The sequence below is a fragment of the Streptomyces sp. NBC_00207 genome (assembly GCF_045160965.1).
Classification (GTDB): Bacteria; Actinomycetota; Actinomycetes; order Streptomycetales; family Streptomycetaceae; genus Streptomyces.
Genome location: NZ_CP130715.1, coordinates 4,013,170 through 4,029,479, shown reverse-complemented (window position 1 = coordinate 4,029,479; position 16,310 = coordinate 4,013,170). Strand labels below are relative to the sequence as shown.

The 16,310-nt window shown below is 71.9% G+C and carries 14 protein-coding genes; 11 read left to right on the top strand and 3 right to left on the bottom strand.

The features are described from left to right. Positions 1–5 precede the first annotated feature (5 nt). From OG472_RS19135 to OG472_RS19125, 3 genes are read left to right on the top strand one after another with little or no spacing between them, the layout of a single operon-like run. Positions 6–1,058 (top strand): hypothetical protein, encoded by a 1,053-nt coding sequence (locus tag OG472_RS19135; protein ID WP_405830420.1) that lies wholly within the window; start codon positions 6–8, stop codon positions 1,056–1,058. After that, positions 1,055–2,197, top strand: a complete 1,143-nt coding sequence (locus tag OG472_RS19130; RefSeq protein WP_405830419.1) for a hypothetical protein — start codon at positions 1,055–1,057, stop codon at positions 2,195–2,197. The genes OG472_RS19135 and OG472_RS19130 overlap by 4 nt, the downstream gene beginning before the upstream one ends. Next, the gene (locus OG472_RS19125; protein ID WP_405830417.1) at positions 2,194–3,462 is read left to right on the top strand and encodes a hypothetical protein; all 1,269 of its coding nucleotides are present in this window, start codon (positions 2,194–2,196) and stop codon (positions 3,460–3,462) included. Before OG472_RS19130 ends, OG472_RS19125 begins: the two co-directional genes overlap by 4 nt. A gap of 64 nt (positions 3,463–3,526) precedes the next feature. Here OG472_RS19125 and OG472_RS19120 read toward each other — a convergent pair whose 3' ends face one another. After that, positions 3,527–5,047 carry a peptide MFS transporter gene (locus tag OG472_RS19120; RefSeq protein WP_401608792.1) on the bottom strand — a complete coding sequence of 507 codons (1,521 nt, stop codon included), beginning with the start codon at positions 5,045–5,047 and terminating at the stop codon, positions 3,527–3,529. Positions 5,048–5,546: 499 nt separating this feature from the next. On the opposite strand from OG472_RS19120, the gene OG472_RS19115 reads away from it, so the two are divergent. Beyond that, positions 5,547–6,224 carry a response regulator transcription factor gene (locus OG472_RS19115; RefSeq protein ID WP_030659823.1) on the top strand — a complete coding sequence of 226 codons (678 nt, stop codon included), beginning with the start codon at positions 5,547–5,549 and terminating at the stop codon, positions 6,222–6,224. Positions 6,225–6,277: 53 nt separating this feature from the next. Further along, positions 6,278–7,543: an ATP-binding protein gene (locus tag OG472_RS19110; RefSeq protein ID WP_401608793.1), complete on the top strand. Its 1,266-nt coding sequence runs from the start codon at positions 6,278–6,280 to the stop codon at positions 7,541–7,543. Between the two features lie 9 nt (positions 7,544–7,552). Here OG472_RS19110 and OG472_RS19105 read toward each other — a convergent pair whose 3' ends face one another. After that, positions 7,553–8,083 (bottom strand): GtrA family protein, encoded by a 531-nt coding sequence (locus OG472_RS19105; RefSeq protein ID WP_383575634.1) that lies wholly within the window; start codon positions 8,081–8,083, stop codon positions 7,553–7,555. 187 nt (positions 8,084–8,270) lie between these two features. Here OG472_RS19105 and OG472_RS19100 point away from each other — a divergent pair, with 187 nt between their 5' ends. From OG472_RS19100 to OG472_RS19085, 4 genes are all read left to right on the top strand, one after another. Next, entirely contained in the window at positions 8,271–9,410 is a 1,140-nt protein-coding gene (locus OG472_RS19100) for a 5-(carboxyamino)imidazole ribonucleotide synthase (RefSeq protein WP_401608797.1), read from the top strand. After that, the gene (gene purE / locus OG472_RS19095; protein ID WP_383575639.1) at positions 9,407–9,943 is read left to right on the top strand and encodes a 5-(carboxyamino)imidazole ribonucleotide mutase; all 537 of its coding nucleotides are present in this window, start codon (positions 9,407–9,409) and stop codon (positions 9,941–9,943) included. The genes OG472_RS19100 and purE overlap by 4 nt, the downstream gene beginning before the upstream one ends. Beyond that, positions 9,940–11,118 carry a dipeptidase gene (locus OG472_RS19090; RefSeq protein ID WP_383575641.1) on the top strand — a complete coding sequence of 393 codons (1,179 nt, stop codon included), beginning with the start codon at positions 9,940–9,942 and terminating at the stop codon, positions 11,116–11,118. The genes purE and OG472_RS19090 overlap by 4 nt, the downstream gene beginning before the upstream one ends. Positions 11,119–11,258: 140 nt before the next feature. Next, positions 11,259–12,329: a membrane dipeptidase gene (locus tag OG472_RS19085; protein ID WP_401608898.1), complete on the top strand. Its 1,071-nt coding sequence runs from the start codon at positions 11,259–11,261 to the stop codon at positions 12,327–12,329. Between the two features lie 65 nt (positions 12,330–12,394). Here the strand turns inward: OG472_RS19085 and OG472_RS19080 are convergent, their stop codons facing one another. Further along, a complete protein-coding gene (locus OG472_RS19080; RefSeq protein ID WP_401608800.1) occupies positions 12,395–13,738 on the bottom strand; it encodes a UDP-glucose dehydrogenase family protein in 1,344 nt (447 codons plus the stop codon). Positions 13,739–13,944: 206 nt separating this feature from the next. Between OG472_RS19080 and OG472_RS19075 the strand changes: the two genes are divergently transcribed. Further along, positions 13,945–15,117 carry an acyl-CoA dehydrogenase family protein gene (locus OG472_RS19075; RefSeq protein ID WP_266936360.1) on the top strand — a complete coding sequence of 391 codons (1,173 nt, stop codon included), beginning with the start codon at positions 13,945–13,947 and terminating at the stop codon, positions 15,115–15,117. 108 nt (positions 15,118–15,225) lie between these two features. Next, positions 15,226–16,308, top strand: a complete 1,083-nt coding sequence (locus OG472_RS19070) for an NDP-sugar synthase (RefSeq protein ID WP_319721893.1) — start codon at positions 15,226–15,228, stop codon at positions 16,306–16,308. The last annotated feature ends 2 nt before the right edge of the window (positions 16,309–16,310 follow it).

The following is a 16,310-nucleotide window of genomic DNA, read 5'->3' as shown; positions in this document are numbered from 1 at the left end:
CGGCCATGCCCGTGCTCCACGCCCCCCACCGCCTCAAGCGCGCCGGCCTGATCCTGCTCGCCGCCACCGCCCTGTACGCGGGCCCCGCCGGGCCCGCTTACGGCGCTGCCGCCGACGAACCGGGCTGGACCGCCGAACCCGCCGCCGGCCAGGCCGTCCCCCGCACCGGCGCCGACCCGCACTCCACGCGCCCGTATTTCACGCGCCCGTTCTTCTACATGGCGGGCACCGCCGGCACCGTGCTGGAGGACCACCTCGCCCTGGCCAACACCACCGACCAGGAGCACACGGTCACCCTGCGCGGGGCCGACGCCTACAACACCGCCGACGGGGCCTTCGCGGTGCGCCCCGCCGCCGGGTCCACCGGCGCCGGCGCCTGGATCAGCTTCGGCGCCGGAGCCACCGTGAAGATCCCGCCCCACACTCGCGCGGTGGTCCCCTTCACCGTCACCGTGCCGCCCTCGTCCCCGCCCGGCGACCACCCCGCCGCCGTGGTCGCCACCGAGGCCGGCCGTGAGGTGGGCGTACGGGTGCACCTGCGGGTCGGCGGCCCCACCCTGGCCGCCCTCACCGTCGAGGACGTCGCCGTACGGGGCCGGGGCGCGGCCGCGGTCGTCGCGTACACCCTGGTCAACCGCGGCAACGTCGCCCTCGCCCCCGAGCTGTCCCTGCGCGCCGAGGGCCGCTTCGGCGAGGTACCCGGCCGTGGCGCCCGGGCCCTGCCCGTCGAACTGCTCCCCGGCCAGCGCGTCGAGCTGACCGAACCCTGGCCCGGAGCCCCGGTGTTCGACCGGGTCCGCGTGAGCGTCACCGTCACCGCCCCGGGCGGCGCCCGGGCCGAGGGGAGCGCGTCCGCCTGGTTCGTGCCGTGGCGGGCCGCCGGCTGGACGGGCCTCGGCCTGCTCGGCCTCGGCGGGACCACGCTGGCCGCACTGTTCCTCGTACGGGGCCGGCGCACCCGGCAGGACCCGCCCGGCGGAGAGGAGCCGGGAGAGACCTCCGAGCGGCCCGGCCCGACCTCTGCACCGGAACACGAACTGACGGGAGCGTCCAGGTGAGCGCCATGGTCGGCGGCAAGGTCCGCGGCAAGGCCGGCACCACGGTCCGGTTCCTCCTGGCGGGGCTGGTGGGGCTGGCGGTGTGCGCCCTCGCGCTGTTCCCCGTCGCCCCGGCCGCGGCCGACGAGGGCAAGGCCACCGCCGCCCTCTCGCTCCAGGAGGCTGTCAAGGGCACCGAGATCACCGTCACCGGCACCGGCTGGCGGGCCAAGACGCTGGTGATGCTCCTGGTCTGCGGACAGAACATGATCGGCGGCACCAACAGCTGCGCCAACGCCGACGGCGCCGCCGTCTCCGTCGCCGACGACGGACGCTTCACCGCCCGGCTGGCCGTGGTCGCGCCGCCCAAGCCCTGCCCCTGCGTCGTCAACGTCACCTCCGTCAACGGCGACCAGTCCACCGTCGCGGTCCCGCTGAAGATCACCGACCACCCGGTGGCCGAACTGCCCGCCGAATCCGGCACGGCCCGCCTCGCGATGCTCACCGGGGTCCGGCTGGAGGGCGAGGACGGGGTGCTGACCTGGTTCGGCGCCCCGCCGAGCCGGAAGTTCAAGGTCACCGTCGGCAATCTCGGCTCGGCCCCGGTCAAGGATCCGGTCTTCCAGCTCGGCACCGCCCACGGGGTGTTCGCCCCGCTGTGGGAGGAGGTCCGGTGGAAGGGCACCATCCCGCCGGGCGGCAAGGCGGAGATCGCCCTCGACGCCGCCCTCACCGCCGGCGCCCACGGCGACTACACGATCTCGCTCAAGTACGGCGAGACCGTCGTGGCCACCCAGCCCTGGGGCGTGGACCGCTCCTACGGGGTGCTGCTCTTCTGGGGCCTGCTCCTGCTCGTGATCCCGGCCGCGCTCTTCCGCATCGGCATGGCCGTCGTCGACAAGGTCCGGCCGCGCGCCGTGCCCGCGGCCGGCCGCCACCGGGGCGCGCGGCCCGCCGAAGCCGCGTCGGCGGTGACGGCCCGGCTGCCCCGGCTGCCCGCCCTGCGCCCGGCCGGGCCGGCCCGCTCCGCGCAGCCGGCGGAGCCCCCTTCGACCACCACGGCGGTCCTGCCGTGGTTCACCCCGGACAGCGCGCCGGAGACAGCACCACAGACGTCCGCACCGTCTGAGAACCGTTCGACGACGAAGGGACCATTGTGAAGACCCAACGGAGGGTGAGCGCGGCCGTGGTCGCGCTGCTGCTCGGCGGCGCGGGCATCGCCATCACGGCTTCTCCCGCCCAGGCCGCCGAGGCCACGTTCAAGGTCAAATGCGTGCCGCCGGCCGGCGGCGGGGACCCGGTGGAGGGCGAGACCACCGCCAAGGTCACCGCCCCGGCCACGGCCAAGGTCGGCGACGAGGTGGACGTGGTCTGGGAGACCGTCAAACCGGCCTCGAACAACACCGACCTGATGGACATCCCGAAGGACGCGGTCCAGCCCACCGGCTGGATCACGGTGGGCGGCGGCCAGGCGGGCGAGCTGAAGGTCGTCGGGGAGAAGAAGAACCCGCCGATCCCCAAGAAGGCCCCCATGGTCATGTCCGCCATGAAGGGCAAGCTGAAGCTCACCAAGGCCGGCAAGGTCACCCTGACCCCCGGCAAGTACGACGTCGCCGTCACCTTCTCCTTCGGCACGTTCGTCACCAAGTGCGCGCCGGTCGGTGAGGTCAAGGGCGGCGCCACCATCGACGTGTCGGCCGGCTCCAGCGGCGGCGCGACGAACGGCGGCGCGACGAACGGCGGTGCCACGAACGGCGGTGCCGACGGCGGGACCACCGGGGGAGGCGGCGGCCAGACCGACTTCCCGGGCAAGCCGGTCGAGGTGGCCTTCGACTGCGGCCCGGTCGTCCCCGGCGGCATCAAGACCCCGGTCACGATCAACGCGAAGAAGAACGGCGGCAGCTACGACCTGACGGTCAAGACCGCGAAGGGCGCGATGGCCGCGCCCATGGCCCTGCCCGCGGGAGCCCTCAAGCCCTCGATGAACGTGAAGCTGGGCGGGGCCGACAGCGGCACGGTCAAGGTATCGGGCCCGGCCAACGCGGACCCGATCCCGGACAAGGCTCCGGTCAGCCTCAGCGACATGACCGGCACCTACAAGCCCGGGAAGTCCGGCAAGGTGACGCTGAGCCCGGACCAGCTGACGATCGACGTCACGATGGCCCCCGGTGCCACGCCGATCAACGTTCCCTGCAAGGCGGCCAGCAGCGGCGTCTCCCTGGAGCTGGACACCGCCGCCCAGCCGGGCGGCTCCGGCTCCTCGACCAGCACCACCGGCAGCACCACCTCCGGCGGCCTCGCCGAGACCGGCGCCGAGGACGAGGGCGGCATCAAGGCCCTGGCCCTGGTCGCCGGCACCGTGATCCTGCTCGGCGGCGCGGTGTTCACCTTCACCCCGTGGCGCCGCCTGCGCGGCACCCGCTGACACGCGAACGGCCCGGCACACCTTCCGGTGTGCCGGGCCGTTCGTCGTACGGGGCGCGAACCCGTCAGCCCATGCCGGCCATCAGGGCGTTGACCTTCTTGCGGTACATGAAGATCGCGAGGCCGGCGAGCGTCGCGGCGACCGCCTGGAAGAGGATGACCCCGACGCCGTTCAGCTGCACGTCGGCCAGACCCATCAGGCCGGTGATGCAGTCACCGGCGGTGACGGCCAGGAACCAGACGCCCATCATCTGGGAGCCGTACTTCTGCGGCGCCATCTTCGTGGTGACCGACAGGCCGACCGGGGAGAGGCACAGCTCGGCGAGGGTGTGCATCAGGAAGATGAGCACCAGCCACCACATGGTGACCTTGGTGTCGTTGCCGGCGGTCTGGCTCAGCGGCAGGGCGAAGACGAAGAACGAGGCACCGACGATGACCAGGGCCACCGAGAACTTCACGATGGTGCTGGGCTCGCGGTTGCGGCGGGCCAGGGCCACCCAGGCGGCGGCGAAGACCGGGGCCAGGGCCACCACGAAGAGCGGGTTCAGCGACTGGAAGATGGTGGTCGGGACTTCCCAGCCGAACAGGGCGCGCTCGGAGTTCTTGTCACCGAAGAGCGAGAGCGTCGAACCGCCCTGGTCGTAGATCATCCAGAACACGGCGGCGGCCACGAAGAACCAGATGTAGGCGCTCATCCGGGTCTGCTCGACGGTGGACAGGTCCTTGTCCCGCTTGATCCGCACGAGGACGGCGACCGGGATGAGCAGACCGGCGATGGTGATCGGGTACAGCGCCCACTTGATGGTGAACATGTCCGCGGCGACGACGGCGCCGTAGAAGACGGCGATGACGGCCAGGACGGCCAGGGCCTTGACGATCACGGCCTTGCGCTCGACCGGGCTCAGCGGGTTCGGGACGATGCTGCTCTGCGGGCTCAGGGTGCGGCCGGCGAGCAGGTAGACCACGAGGCCGATGGCCATGCCGACGGCAGCCAGCGCGAAGCCGAGGTGCCAGTTCACGGTCTCGCCGACGATGCCGATGCCGACCGGTGCGAGGAGGGCACCCACGTTGATGCCGATGTAGAAGATCGTGAAGCCGCTGTCACGGCGCGGGTCGTCCACACCCCGGTACAGGTGGCCCACCATCGTGGAGATGTTGGCCTTCAGCAGACCGGAGCCGACCGCGACCAGCAGCAGACCGACGAAGAACGCCATCTGGCCGGGCAGCGCGAGCGACAAGTGGCCCGCCATGATCACGCCACCGGCGATGGCGACCGTCTTGCGGGCACCCCAGACGCGGTCACCGAACCAGCCGCCGGGCATGGCCATCAGGTAGACCATGGCCACGTAGACGGAGTAGATCGCCGTGGCCGTCGCCGCAGTGAAGCCGAGGCCACCGCCCTGGCTGCCGGTCGCGGCGTCGACGCCGCCGGAGACCAAGTACAGGACGAGAAGCGCACGCATGCCGTAGTAGGAGAAGCGCTCCCACATCTCGGTCATGAACAGCGTGGCCAGGCCGATCGGGTGGCCGAGGAGGGTCTTCTCGTGAGCGGGGCTCGGAGAAGCCGTCGTCAGGCTGGAAGCCATGGTCGATCCTTGCTTGCTCGGGACGCTTGGCTTCGTGAGCTCATCCGCGCCCGGTGGGGGGTGGCCGGCACCGGCGGACGGATCTCCCACCCCACGCCTCGGGGTCTCGCCCCCCATGGGGTTGGGGGCGAAGGGAACATCCGTAACCGGGATCCACGCCCGCCCGCGCACCTTCGCGCGAGGGGCCCGGCCCAGAGGTCATTCACTGTCGTCGAGACCGGAACAGGTGAGTCCCAACAAGACCGCCTGTCCGGTCAGGACAGCAATAGAGACCCTCGGCTCGCTTTTCGGCACAAAGGTCCCTGAGGTAGTGCATCAGGCGTCTCGCCACCATACGACACGACACTGCGGCATATGAAAGGACTTGAGAGATGGATCACAAGGCGAGCCGGGAACCGTTCGGTCATATTCGAAGGCGCTTAGTAGTTCATAAGCCCAGTTCGGAAGGGGTGTGCAGGCAGGCCCCTCGATCCAGTCACCGCGGACTACCATCACCCACATGACGCGTGTACTGCTCGCCGAGGACGACGCATCCATCTCGGAACCCCTGGCCCGCGCCCTGCGCCGGGAGGGGTACGAGGTCGAGGTCCGGGAGGACGGCCCCACCGCCCTGGACGCGGGACTGCAGGGCGGCGTCGACCTCGTCGTCCTGGACCTGGGCCTGCCGGGCATGGACGGGCTGGAAGTCGCCCGCCGGCTGCGGGCCGAGGGGCACGGCTTCCCGATCCTGGTCCTCACCGCCCGCGCGGACGAGGTCGACACGGTCGTCGGCCTGGACGCCGGCGCCGACGACTACGTGACCAAGCCCTTCCGCCTCGCCGAGCTGCTGGCCCGGGTCCGGGCCCTGCTCCGCCGCGGCGCCAACGAGGCCGCCCAGCCCCCCGCCACCCACGGCGTGCGGATCGACGTCGAGTCGCACCGCGCCTGGATGGGGGAGGAGGAGCTGCAGCTCACGGCGAAGGAGTTCGACCTGCTGCGCGTCCTGGTCCGCGACGCCGGCCGGGTCGTCACCCGCGACCAGCTCATGCGCGAGGTCTGGGACACCACCTGGTGGTCCTCCACCAAGACCCTCGACATGCACATCTCCTGGCTCCGCAAGAAGCTGGGCGACGACGCCGCGAACCCCCGCTACATCGCCACCGTCCGCGGCGTCGGCTTCCGCTTCGAGAAGAGCTGAGCCCCGGCCCGCTCCGGTCCGCCCCGGACCGGCGCTAGGGCATGCTCTAGGGCATGCGCCGCCGCCTCATCAACTCCACGCTCGCCGTGGTGCTCGTCGTGATCGCCGTCTTCGGCGTCTCCCTCGTCATCGTGGAGACCCGGACCATCACCAGCAGCGCCCAGGACCGCATCGAGTCCGAGGCGCTGCGACTGGTGGGCATCGTCGAGGCGAACGTCCTGGAGCACAAGCCGGTCGACCCGGTCGCCCTCGCCGAGCAGCTGGACGCCGGCCACTACGCCCGCATCACCATCCCCGGCCAGCGGGCCGTGGAGGTGGGCGCCCCGATCCCCGAGAGCGTCATCCGCGGCAGCGCCCGCGGCGAACAGGGCGAGATCGTCACCGTCGAGGAGTCCCGCTCCACGGTCACCAAGGAGGTCGGGCGGACCCTCGCGGTGGTCGGCGCGGTGGCGCTGCTGGCCGTCGTGGCGGCCGTCCTGCTCGCCGTACGCCAGGCGAACCGGCTGGCCTCCCCGCTCACCGACCTCGCCGAGACGGCGGAGCGGCTCGGGTCGGGCGACCCGCGCCCCCGGCACAAGCGGTACGGGGTCCCCGAGCTCGACCGCGTCGCCGACGTACTGGACTCCAGCGCCGAGCGGATCGGGCGGATGCTGACCGCCGAGCGGCGCCTGGCCGCGGACGCCTCGCACCAGCTGCGGACCCCCCTCACCGCACTGTCCATGCGGCTGGAGGAGATCACGGTCACCGACGACCTGGAGACCGTGCGGGAGGAGGCGACGATCGCCCTCACGCAGGTGGAGCGGCTCACGGACGTGGTGCAGCGGCTGCTCACGAACTCGCGGGACCCGCGGACCGGCTCCGCGGTCCCCTTCGACCTCGACGAGGTCGTCAAGCAGCAGGTGGAGGAGTGGCGGCCCGCCTACCGCAGCGCGGGCCGGGCCATCGTGCGCTCCGGGAAGCAGGGCGTGCGCGCCGTCGGCACCCCGGGCGCGGTCTCGCAGGTGCTGGCCACGCTGGTGGAGAACGCCCTGATGCACGGCGGCGGCACGGTCGCCCTGCGCACCCGCGTCATCGGCAACCAGGCCGTGCTGGAGGTCACGGACGAGGGGCCGGGGGTCCCGCCCGACCTGGGCAACCGGATCTTCGAGCGGGCCATCAGCGGCCGCAATTCCACCGGGATCGGCCTCGCGGTCGCCCGGGACCTCGCGGAGGCCGACGGCGGACGCCTGGAGCTGCTCCAGACGCAGCCGCCGGTGTTCGCGCTGTTCCTCAGCCGGACTGCGCCGCAGCGGGCCGAGCCGGAGGCGACCGTGCGCTAGGCGGCCGTACTAGTTGTTCGCGGGCTCCGGCTCGGGCCGGAGCTCCGGCCTGGGCAGCGGCGCGGGCCCCGGCAGCGGCTCGGCGGCCTCGGGCCGCGCCTCGGGCAGGGCCTTGAAGACCCAGGTCCGGTACGACCAGAAGCGGAACACGGTGGCGGTGCCGATGCCGATGAACTTGAAGACGTTGCTGGCCACCGAGCCGTCCCAGCCGAAGCCGTAGGTGGCGGTGTAGAGCACGCCGTTCTCGATGACCAGGCCGATCCCGCTGAACGCGGCGAAGAGGGCCAGCTCGCGGGTGCGGCCGCTCTGGGCGCGGTCCCGGTAGGCGAAGTAGCGGAAGCCGAGGTAGTTCGTGGCGATGGCGACGACGGTGGCTATCACGCTCGCGCGCACCACCTGCAGGTCGGTCGTGTGCCGGATCAGGTTGAAGACGCCCAGGTTGACCAGGACACCCAGACCACCGACCGCCCCGAACTTGGCGACCTCTCGCACGAGACCGCGTACGCGTTCGAGAACAGATCCGTTCCCCGGCGTGCTCATCAGAAGGTCAGTCCCTGTCGGTCACGGCCCCGCTAAGGGCGTCGGGTGTTCTCCGTCAACCTGCCCATCGTAAGTGTCCCCCCACAGCCCCGTCTGTGCCTTCGGACACCGTGCGACGCACGGCACACCGACGGGTCCGAGCCAGGGCACGTCCGGATGGCGGAATACCGGCGGATACCCTGGAGGAGTGACGTTCCCGGTAGTCGGCATGGTCGGCGGCGGTCAGCTCGCCCGCATGACCCACGAGGCGGGCATCCCCCTCGGCATCAGATTCAAGCTCCTCAGTGACACCCCGCAGGACTCGGCGGCCCAGGTCGTGAGCGATGTCGTCATCGGCGACTATCGCGACCTGGAGACGTTGCGTGCCTTCGCGCGCGGCTGTGACGTGATCACCTTCGACCACGAGCACGTACCCATGGAGCACCTACGGGCCCTGGAGGCGGACGGCATCCCCGTCCGCCCGGGGCCCGACGCATTGGTGCACGCCCAGGACAAGGGGGTGATGCGCGCCAAGCTCGACGAGATCGGTGCGCCCAGCCCCCGCCACCGGATCGTGAGCGATCCGGCGGACGTGGCGGCCTTCGCGGACGAGGTGGGCGGGTTCCCCGTCATCCTCAAGACCGTGCGCGGCGGGTACGACGGCAAGGGCGTGTGGTTCGTCCGCACCCCCGAGGACGCGGAGGCCCCCTTCAAGGCGGGCGTTGCGGTCCTCGCGGAGGAGAAGGTCGATTTCGTCCGCGAGCTCGCGGCGAACATCGTCCGCTCCCCGCACGGCCAGGCGGTGGCCTACCCCGTCGTCGAGTCCCGCCAGGTGGACGGGGTCTGCGACACGGTGATCGCCCCCGCCCCGGACCTCTCGGAGGCCCTGGCGGGCGAGGCCCAGGCCCTCGCCCTGCGCATCGCCAAGGAACTCGGCGTGACCGGCCACCTGGCCGTGGAGCTGTTCGAGACCACCGACGGCAGGATCCTGGTCAACGAACTGGCGATGCGCCCGCACAACAGCGGCCACTGGACCCAGGACGGTGCCGTCACCTCCCAGTTCGCCAACCACGTCCGAGCGGTCCTGGACCTCCCCCTGGGCGACCCCCGCCCCCGGGCCCGCTGGACGGTCATGGCGAACGTGCTGGGCGGGGACTACCCCGACATGTACGCGGCGTACCTGCACTGCATGGCCCACGACCCCCAGCTGAAGATCCACATGTACGGCAAGGACGTGAAACACGGCCGCAAGGTCGGCCACGTCAACACCTACGGCGACGATCTGGACGATGTGCTGGAGCGCGCACGCCACGCTGCCGACTACCTCAGAGGAACGGTCACCGCATGAGCACCTCCGCCGCAGCCCCCGTCGTCGGCATCGTCATGGGATCCGATTCGGACTGGCCCGTCATGGAGGCGGCCGCGCAGGCCCTCGACGAGTTCGAGATCCCCTACGAGGTCGACGTCGTCTCCGCACACCGGATGCCGCGCGAGATGATCGCGTACGGGGAGCAGGCCGCCGACCGCGGTCTGAAGGCGATCATCGCGGGCGCGGGCGGGGCCGCCCACCTGCCCGGCATGCTCGCCTCGGTCACCCCGCTGCCCGTCATCGGCGTGCCGGTGCCGCTGAAGTACCTCGACGGCATGGACTCGCTGATGTCGATCGTCCAGATGCCCGCGGGGGTTCCCGTCGCCACCGTCTCGGTCGCCGGGGCGCGCAACGCGGGTCTGCTGGCCGTACGGATGCTGGCCGCCCACGACAAGGACCTCCTCGCCCGGATGCGCGACTTCCAGCAGGAGCTCAACGACCAGGCCACCGAGAAGGGCAAGCGGCTGCGTACGAAGGTCGCGAACGCGGAGTCCTTCGGGTTCGGCAAGTGAGCGCCGCGCAGCGTCTGGACGAGGCGCGCGAACTGCTGGCCGAGCACCCCGTCGTGGACGGCCACAACGACCTGCCCTGGGCGCTGCGCGAGCAGGTGCGCTACGACCTGGCGCAACGGGACATCGCGGGCGACCAGTCCGCCCACCTGCACACCGACATCCCGCGGCTGCGCGCCGGCGGGGTCGGTGCGCAGTTCTGGTCGGTGTACGTCCGCTCCGACTACGCCGGCGACGAGGCGGTCAGCGCCACCCTGGAGCAGATCGACGTCGTCGCCCAGCTGATCGACCGTTACCCCGGCGACCTCGTGCGGGCGCTGACGGCGGACGACATGGAGGCGGCCCGCGCCGACGGCCGGATCGCCTCGCTGATGGGCGCCGAGGGCGGCCACTCCATCAACAACTCGCTGGCCACGCTGCGCGCCCTGCACCAGCTGGGCGTGCGGTACATGACGCTCACGCACAACGACACGATCGACTGGGCGGACTCGGCGACCGACGAGCCCCGGCACGGCGGCCTGAGCGGCTTCGGCCGCGAGGTCGTCCGGGAGATGAACCGCGTCGGCATGCTGGTGGACCTCTCGCACGTCGCCGCGACGACGATGCGGGACGCCCTCGCGGTCTCGGCCGCACCGGTGGTCTTCTCGCACTCCTCGGCGCGGGCGGTCTGCGACCACCCGCGCAACATCCCCGACGACGTGCTGGCGCTGCTGCCGGCCAACGGCGGGGTGGCGATGGCCACCTTCGTCCCGAAGTTCATCCTCCCCGCGGCGGTCGAATGGACCCTGGCCGCGGACGAGAACCTGCGGGCGCACGGTTTCCACCACCTGGACACCACCCCCGAGGCGATGGCCCTGCACCGGGCCTTCGAGGCGGAGCGCCCGCGCCCGGTGGCCACGGCCGCCACGGTGGCCGACCACCTGGACCACATGCGCGAGGTGGCCGGGGTCGACCACATCGGCATCGGCGGCGACTACGACGGCACGGCCTTCACCCCGTCCGGGCTGGACGACGTGGCCGGCTACCCGAACCTGGTCGCCGAGCTGCTGGCGCGCGGCTGGTCCAGGGCCGACCTGGCGAAGCTGACCTGGTCCAACGCGGTACGGGTGCTGCGCGACGCGGAAGCGGTGTCGCGCGACCTCTCGGCGTCCCGGGGCCCGTCGAACGCGGTGATCTAGCAGGGGCACGGCGGATGCGGTGACCGGGTGTGACCTGTTGGTTCACCCGAACGCCACATCCGCCGGGCGTCCCTGCCGTCCCACATGTCACGGTGGCACCATCTCTCCTCCCTGCTGCCGCCGAGACCGGAGCCAACGCCATGGCCGACCTGCAGGACGAACCCCACTCCGTGGGCATCGGAGCCGAAGACCTCCCCGCACCCGAGGTGCCGGCGAGCGCCCTCGACCGGGCCGTCGCACTGCTGTCCGTCCATCCCGTGGCGGACGGGTGCAACACCCTCGTCTGGACCCTGCGCCAGAGCCCGTACCACGACATCGACACCCCCGACGTCAATGTCGACACCGACATCCCGCGGCTGCGCGCCGGGGGAGTGGGGGCCCAGTTCTGGTCCCTGCTCGTACCGCCGGGCCGGCCGCGCGCGGACACCACCGGCGACCGGGCGGTCTCCGACACCCTGGAACAGATCGACGTGGCGCTGGCCCTGGTGCGCCGCTACCCCGACAGCCTGCGCCTGGCGCTCAGCGCCGACGACATGGCGGACGCCCGCAACCGCGGCCGGATCGCCTCGTTCCTGGGCCCCGTGCCCGGCCGCACGCTGACCGACTCGCTGGGGCCGCTGCGCGCCTTCCACACCCTGGGCGTACGGATCCTCGCGCCCGCGGGAGCGCCCTGGGCGCAGGACGACCTGACGGCCTTCGGCCACGAGGTGGTCCGGGAGGCGAACCGGCTGGCGATGATCCTGGACCTCGACGGCTGCCCGCCGGCGGTCGCCTGCGAGATCGCGGGGGCGTCCAAGTCCCCGGTGATCATCTCGAACACGGCGGCGGCCGCGCTGAACCCGCACCCGGCGAACGTGCCCGACGAGGTGCTGCTCGCGCTGGGCGAGGCGAACGGCCTCGCGATGGTCACCTTCGACGCCGCACGCACCGGGGACTCCCTGCACGCGGTCGCGGACCACCTCGACCACGTACGGGCCGTCGTGGGCCCGAACGGCGTCGGCCTCGGCGCCGCCTTCGGCACCGATCCGCAGGGCCCCCACCCGGCCGGCCTGACCGACCCCTCGGGCTACCCGCGACTGATCGCGGAACTCCTGGAACGAGGCTGGCCGGAATCCGACCTGGCGCTCCTGACCTGGGGCAACGCCCTCCGCGTAGTCCGCGACACCGAATTCACGGCCCGCCGCGCGAAGGTCAACCCCGCAGGCGTCTGAGGCGTGGGGCCCCCGGACGGAGTCCGGGGGAGGGGCCCGGGCCGGAGCCCCGGTCGTTCAGAGGCTCAGGCGCGCGGTCGGCCCATGGCCCGGTACGTCCACCCCGCGGCGCGCCACCGCACGGGATCCAGCGCGTTGCGGCCGTCCAGCACCAGCCGGTCCGTCACGACGCCCGCCAGCTCCGCCGGGTCCAGCTCCCGGAACTCGCGCCACTCGGTGAGGTGGAGGACGACCTCCGCCCCCCGGGCCGCCGCCAGCGCGGAGTCCGCGTACCCGAGGGTCGGGAAGACGCGCCGGGCGTTGTCCATGCCCTTGGGGTCGTAGACGGTGACCTGGCCGCCCTGGAGGTGGATCTGCCCGGCCACGTTCAGCGCGGGCGAGTCCCGTACGTCGTCCGAGTCCGGCTTGAAGGTGGCGCCGAGCACCGCGACCCGCTTGCCGAGGAACGACCCGCCCACGGCGTCCCGCGCCAGCTCGACCATGTGCCCGCGCCGCCGCATGTTGATGGAGTCGACCTCGCGCAGGAAGGTCAGCGCCTGGTCGGCGCCCAGCTCACCGGCGCGCGCCATGAAGGCCCGGATGTCCTTGGGCAGGCAGCCGCCGCCGAAGCCGATGCCGGCGCGCAGGAACTTCGAGCCGATCCGCTCGTCGTAGCCGATGGCCTCCGCCAGCTTCAGCACGTCGCCGCCGGCGGCCTCGCACACCTCCGCCATCGCGTTGATGAAGGAGATCTTCGTCGCGAGGAAGGAGTTGGCGGCGGTCTTGACGAGCTCGGCGGTCGGGAAGTCCGTGACGACCAGCGGGGTGCCCTCGGACATCGGCGTCTCGTACACCTCGCGCAGGAGCTTCTCGCCGCGCTCGCCCTGGACGCCGATCACGATCCGGTCGGGGTGCAGGGTGTCCTGGACCGCGAATCCCTCCCGCAGGAACTCCGGGTTCCAGGCGAGCTCCACGTCCTCGCCCGCGGGGGACAGCTCGGCCAGCTTCGCGGCCAGCCGCTGCGCCGAGCCCACCGGCACGGTGGACTTGCCGACCACCAGGACGGGCCGGGTCAGGTGCGGGGCCAGCGAGGCCATCGCGGAGTCGACGTAGGACATGTCGCACGCGTACTCGCCGTGCTTCTGCGGGGTGTTCACGCACACGAAGTGGACGTCGCCGAACTCCCCGACCTCCTCCCAGGAGGTGGTGAACCGCAGCCGCCCGCTCGAGCCCGGCAGCCCGGCCACGTGCTGGGCCAGCAGTTCCTCCAGCCCGGGCTCGTACATCGGCACCCGGCCCGACGCCAGCATCTCGATCTTCTCGGGCACCACGTCCAGCCCCAGCACCTCGAACCCCAGTTCCGCCATCGCCGCGGCGTGGGTCGCGCCGAGGTATCCGGTGCCGATCACTGTGATCCTGAGGGGGGCCATGGGTGCTCCAGAGGTGCGGGGCCGTTTGCGGCCACTGAGCATAGTCGGGCCCACCAGCGGGGACGTTCCCCAGGAGCCCACCGCTGTCGACACCGCTGTCATGCAACTCACGTAGGCCGTCCATATCGCCATCCGTGACCGGACCACTAAGCTTGGGTTACTTAACGGTAGTTAGCATCACGCATCACCCTGGGGAGTGAGAGATCTTGGCGGGTTCTGCCGACTTCGACCTGTACCGCCCGGCCGAGGAGCACGACATGCTCCGCGAGTCGGTCCGCTCGCTCGCCGAGGCGAAGATCCTGCCGTTCGCCGCCGCGGTCGACGAGGAGTCCCGCTTCCCGCAGGAGGCCCTCGACGCCCTGGTCGCCAGCGACCTGCACGCCGTGCACGTGCCCGAGACCTACGGCGGCGCGGGCGCCGACGCCCTCGCCACCGTGATCGTGATCGAGGAGGTGGCCCGCGTCTGCGCGTCCTCCTCCCTCATCCCGGCCGTCAACAAGCTCGGCTCGCTCCCGGTGATCCTCTCCGGATCCGAGGAGCTCAAGGCCAAGTACCTCGGCCCGCTCGCCAAGGGCGACGCGATGTTCTCGTACGCGCTCTCCGAGCCGGACGCGGGCTCCGACGCCGCCGGCATGAAGACCCGCGCCGTGCGCGACGGGGACTTCTGGGTCCTCAACGGCGTCAAGCGCTGGATCACCAACGCGGGCGTCTCCGAGTACTACACGGTCATGGCCGTCACCGACCCGGAGAAGCGCTCCAAGGGCATCAGCGCCTTCGTCGTCGAGAAGGGCGACGAGGGCGTGTCCTTCGGCGCCCCGGAGAAGAAGCTCGGCATCAAGGGCTCCCCGACGCGCGAGGTCTACCTCGACAACGTCCGGATCCCCGCCGACCGCATGATCGGCGCCGAGGGCACCGGCTTCGCCACCGCGATGAAGACCCTGGACCACACCCGCATCACGATCGCGGCCCAGGCGCTCGGCATCGCGCAGGGCGCCCTGGACTACGCCAAGGGCTACGTCCAGGAGCGCAAGCAGTTCGGCAAGCCGATCGGCGACTTCCAGGGCGTGCAGTTCATGCTCGCGGACATGGCCATGAAGATCGAGGCCGCCCGCCAGCTGACGTACGCGGCCGCCGCCCGCTCGGAGCGCGTCTCCGCCGGTGGCGCGCACGAGGACCTGACCTTCTTCGGCGCCGCGGCCAAGTGCTTCGCCTCCGACGTGGCCATGGAGGTCACCACGGACGCCGTCCAGCTCCTCGGCGGTTACGGCTACACCCGTGACTACCCGGTGGAGCGCATGATGCGCGACGCGAAGATCACGCAGATCTACGAGGGCACCAACCAGGTCCAGCGGATCGTCATGGCCCGCAACCTGCCGTAACGTCCTCCCAGGCCGGAGGCGGATGCGCACATCCGTCTCCGGCCTTTGCACGCCCCGGATGGGCTAAATTTGGACCTTCGTACGCCGGAATCGGTTGGGGAGAACGCAATGACGGAAGCGATCCTGCTGGTCGGCGGACAAGGGACGCGCCTGCGTCCGGTGACGGTGAACACGCCCAAGCCGATGGTGCCGACCGCCGGAGTTCCCTTCCTCGCCCACCAGATAGCCAGGGCCGCCGCCGCCGGTGTCACCCACATCGTGATGGCCACCTGCTACCTCGCCGAGGTCTTCGAGCCCTACTTCGGCGACGGATCCGCCTTCGGCCTCACCCTCGAGTACGTCGTCGAGGACGAGCCCCTCGGCACCGGCGGCGCCATCCGCAACGCCGGCCGGCGCCTGACCGGCGGCCCGGACTCCTCCGTCCTCGTCTTCAACGGCGACATCCTCACCGGCCTGGACATCGCCGGTCTCGTCGAGGCGCACGAGGCGGCCGACGCGGACGTCTCCCTGCACCTGGTCCGCGTCGAGGACCCGCGCGCCTTCGGCCTGGTCCCCACCGACTCCGAGGGGCGGGTGCTGGCCTTCACCGAGAAGCCGCAGACCCCGGAGGAGATCATCACCGACCAGATCAACGCCGGCTGCTACGTCTTCCGCCGCAGCGTGATCGACTCCATCCCGGCCGGCCGCCCGGTCTCCGTCGAGCGCGAGACCTTCCCCGGCCTGCTCGCCTCCGGGGCCAAGCTGCACGGAGTCACCGAGAACACCTACTGGATGGACCTCGGCAAGCCCGAGTCCATCATCCAGGCCTCCGCGGACCTGGTCCGCGGCGTGGTCCCCTCCCCGGCGGTCCCCGGACGCCGCGGCGAGTCCCTGGTGCTGCCCGGCGCCCACGTGGCGGCCGGGGCCAAGCTGTCGGGGGGCACCGTCGTGGGAGCGGGCGCCCGGATCGAGGCCGGAGCGGTCGTCCAGGGCACCATCGTGCTCGACGGGGCGGTCATCGGCCCGGACGCCCAGGTGAGCGCCAGCCTGATCGGCGCCGGCTCCGCGGTCGGCGCGCGGACCGTGCTGGACGGCGCCGTCATCGGCGACGGGGCCGTGGTGGGGGCCGACAACGAACTGCGCTCCGGGGCCCGGGTGTGGTGCGAGGCACAGCTGCCCGCCGCCGCCATCCGCTTCTCCCCGGACGCCTGACC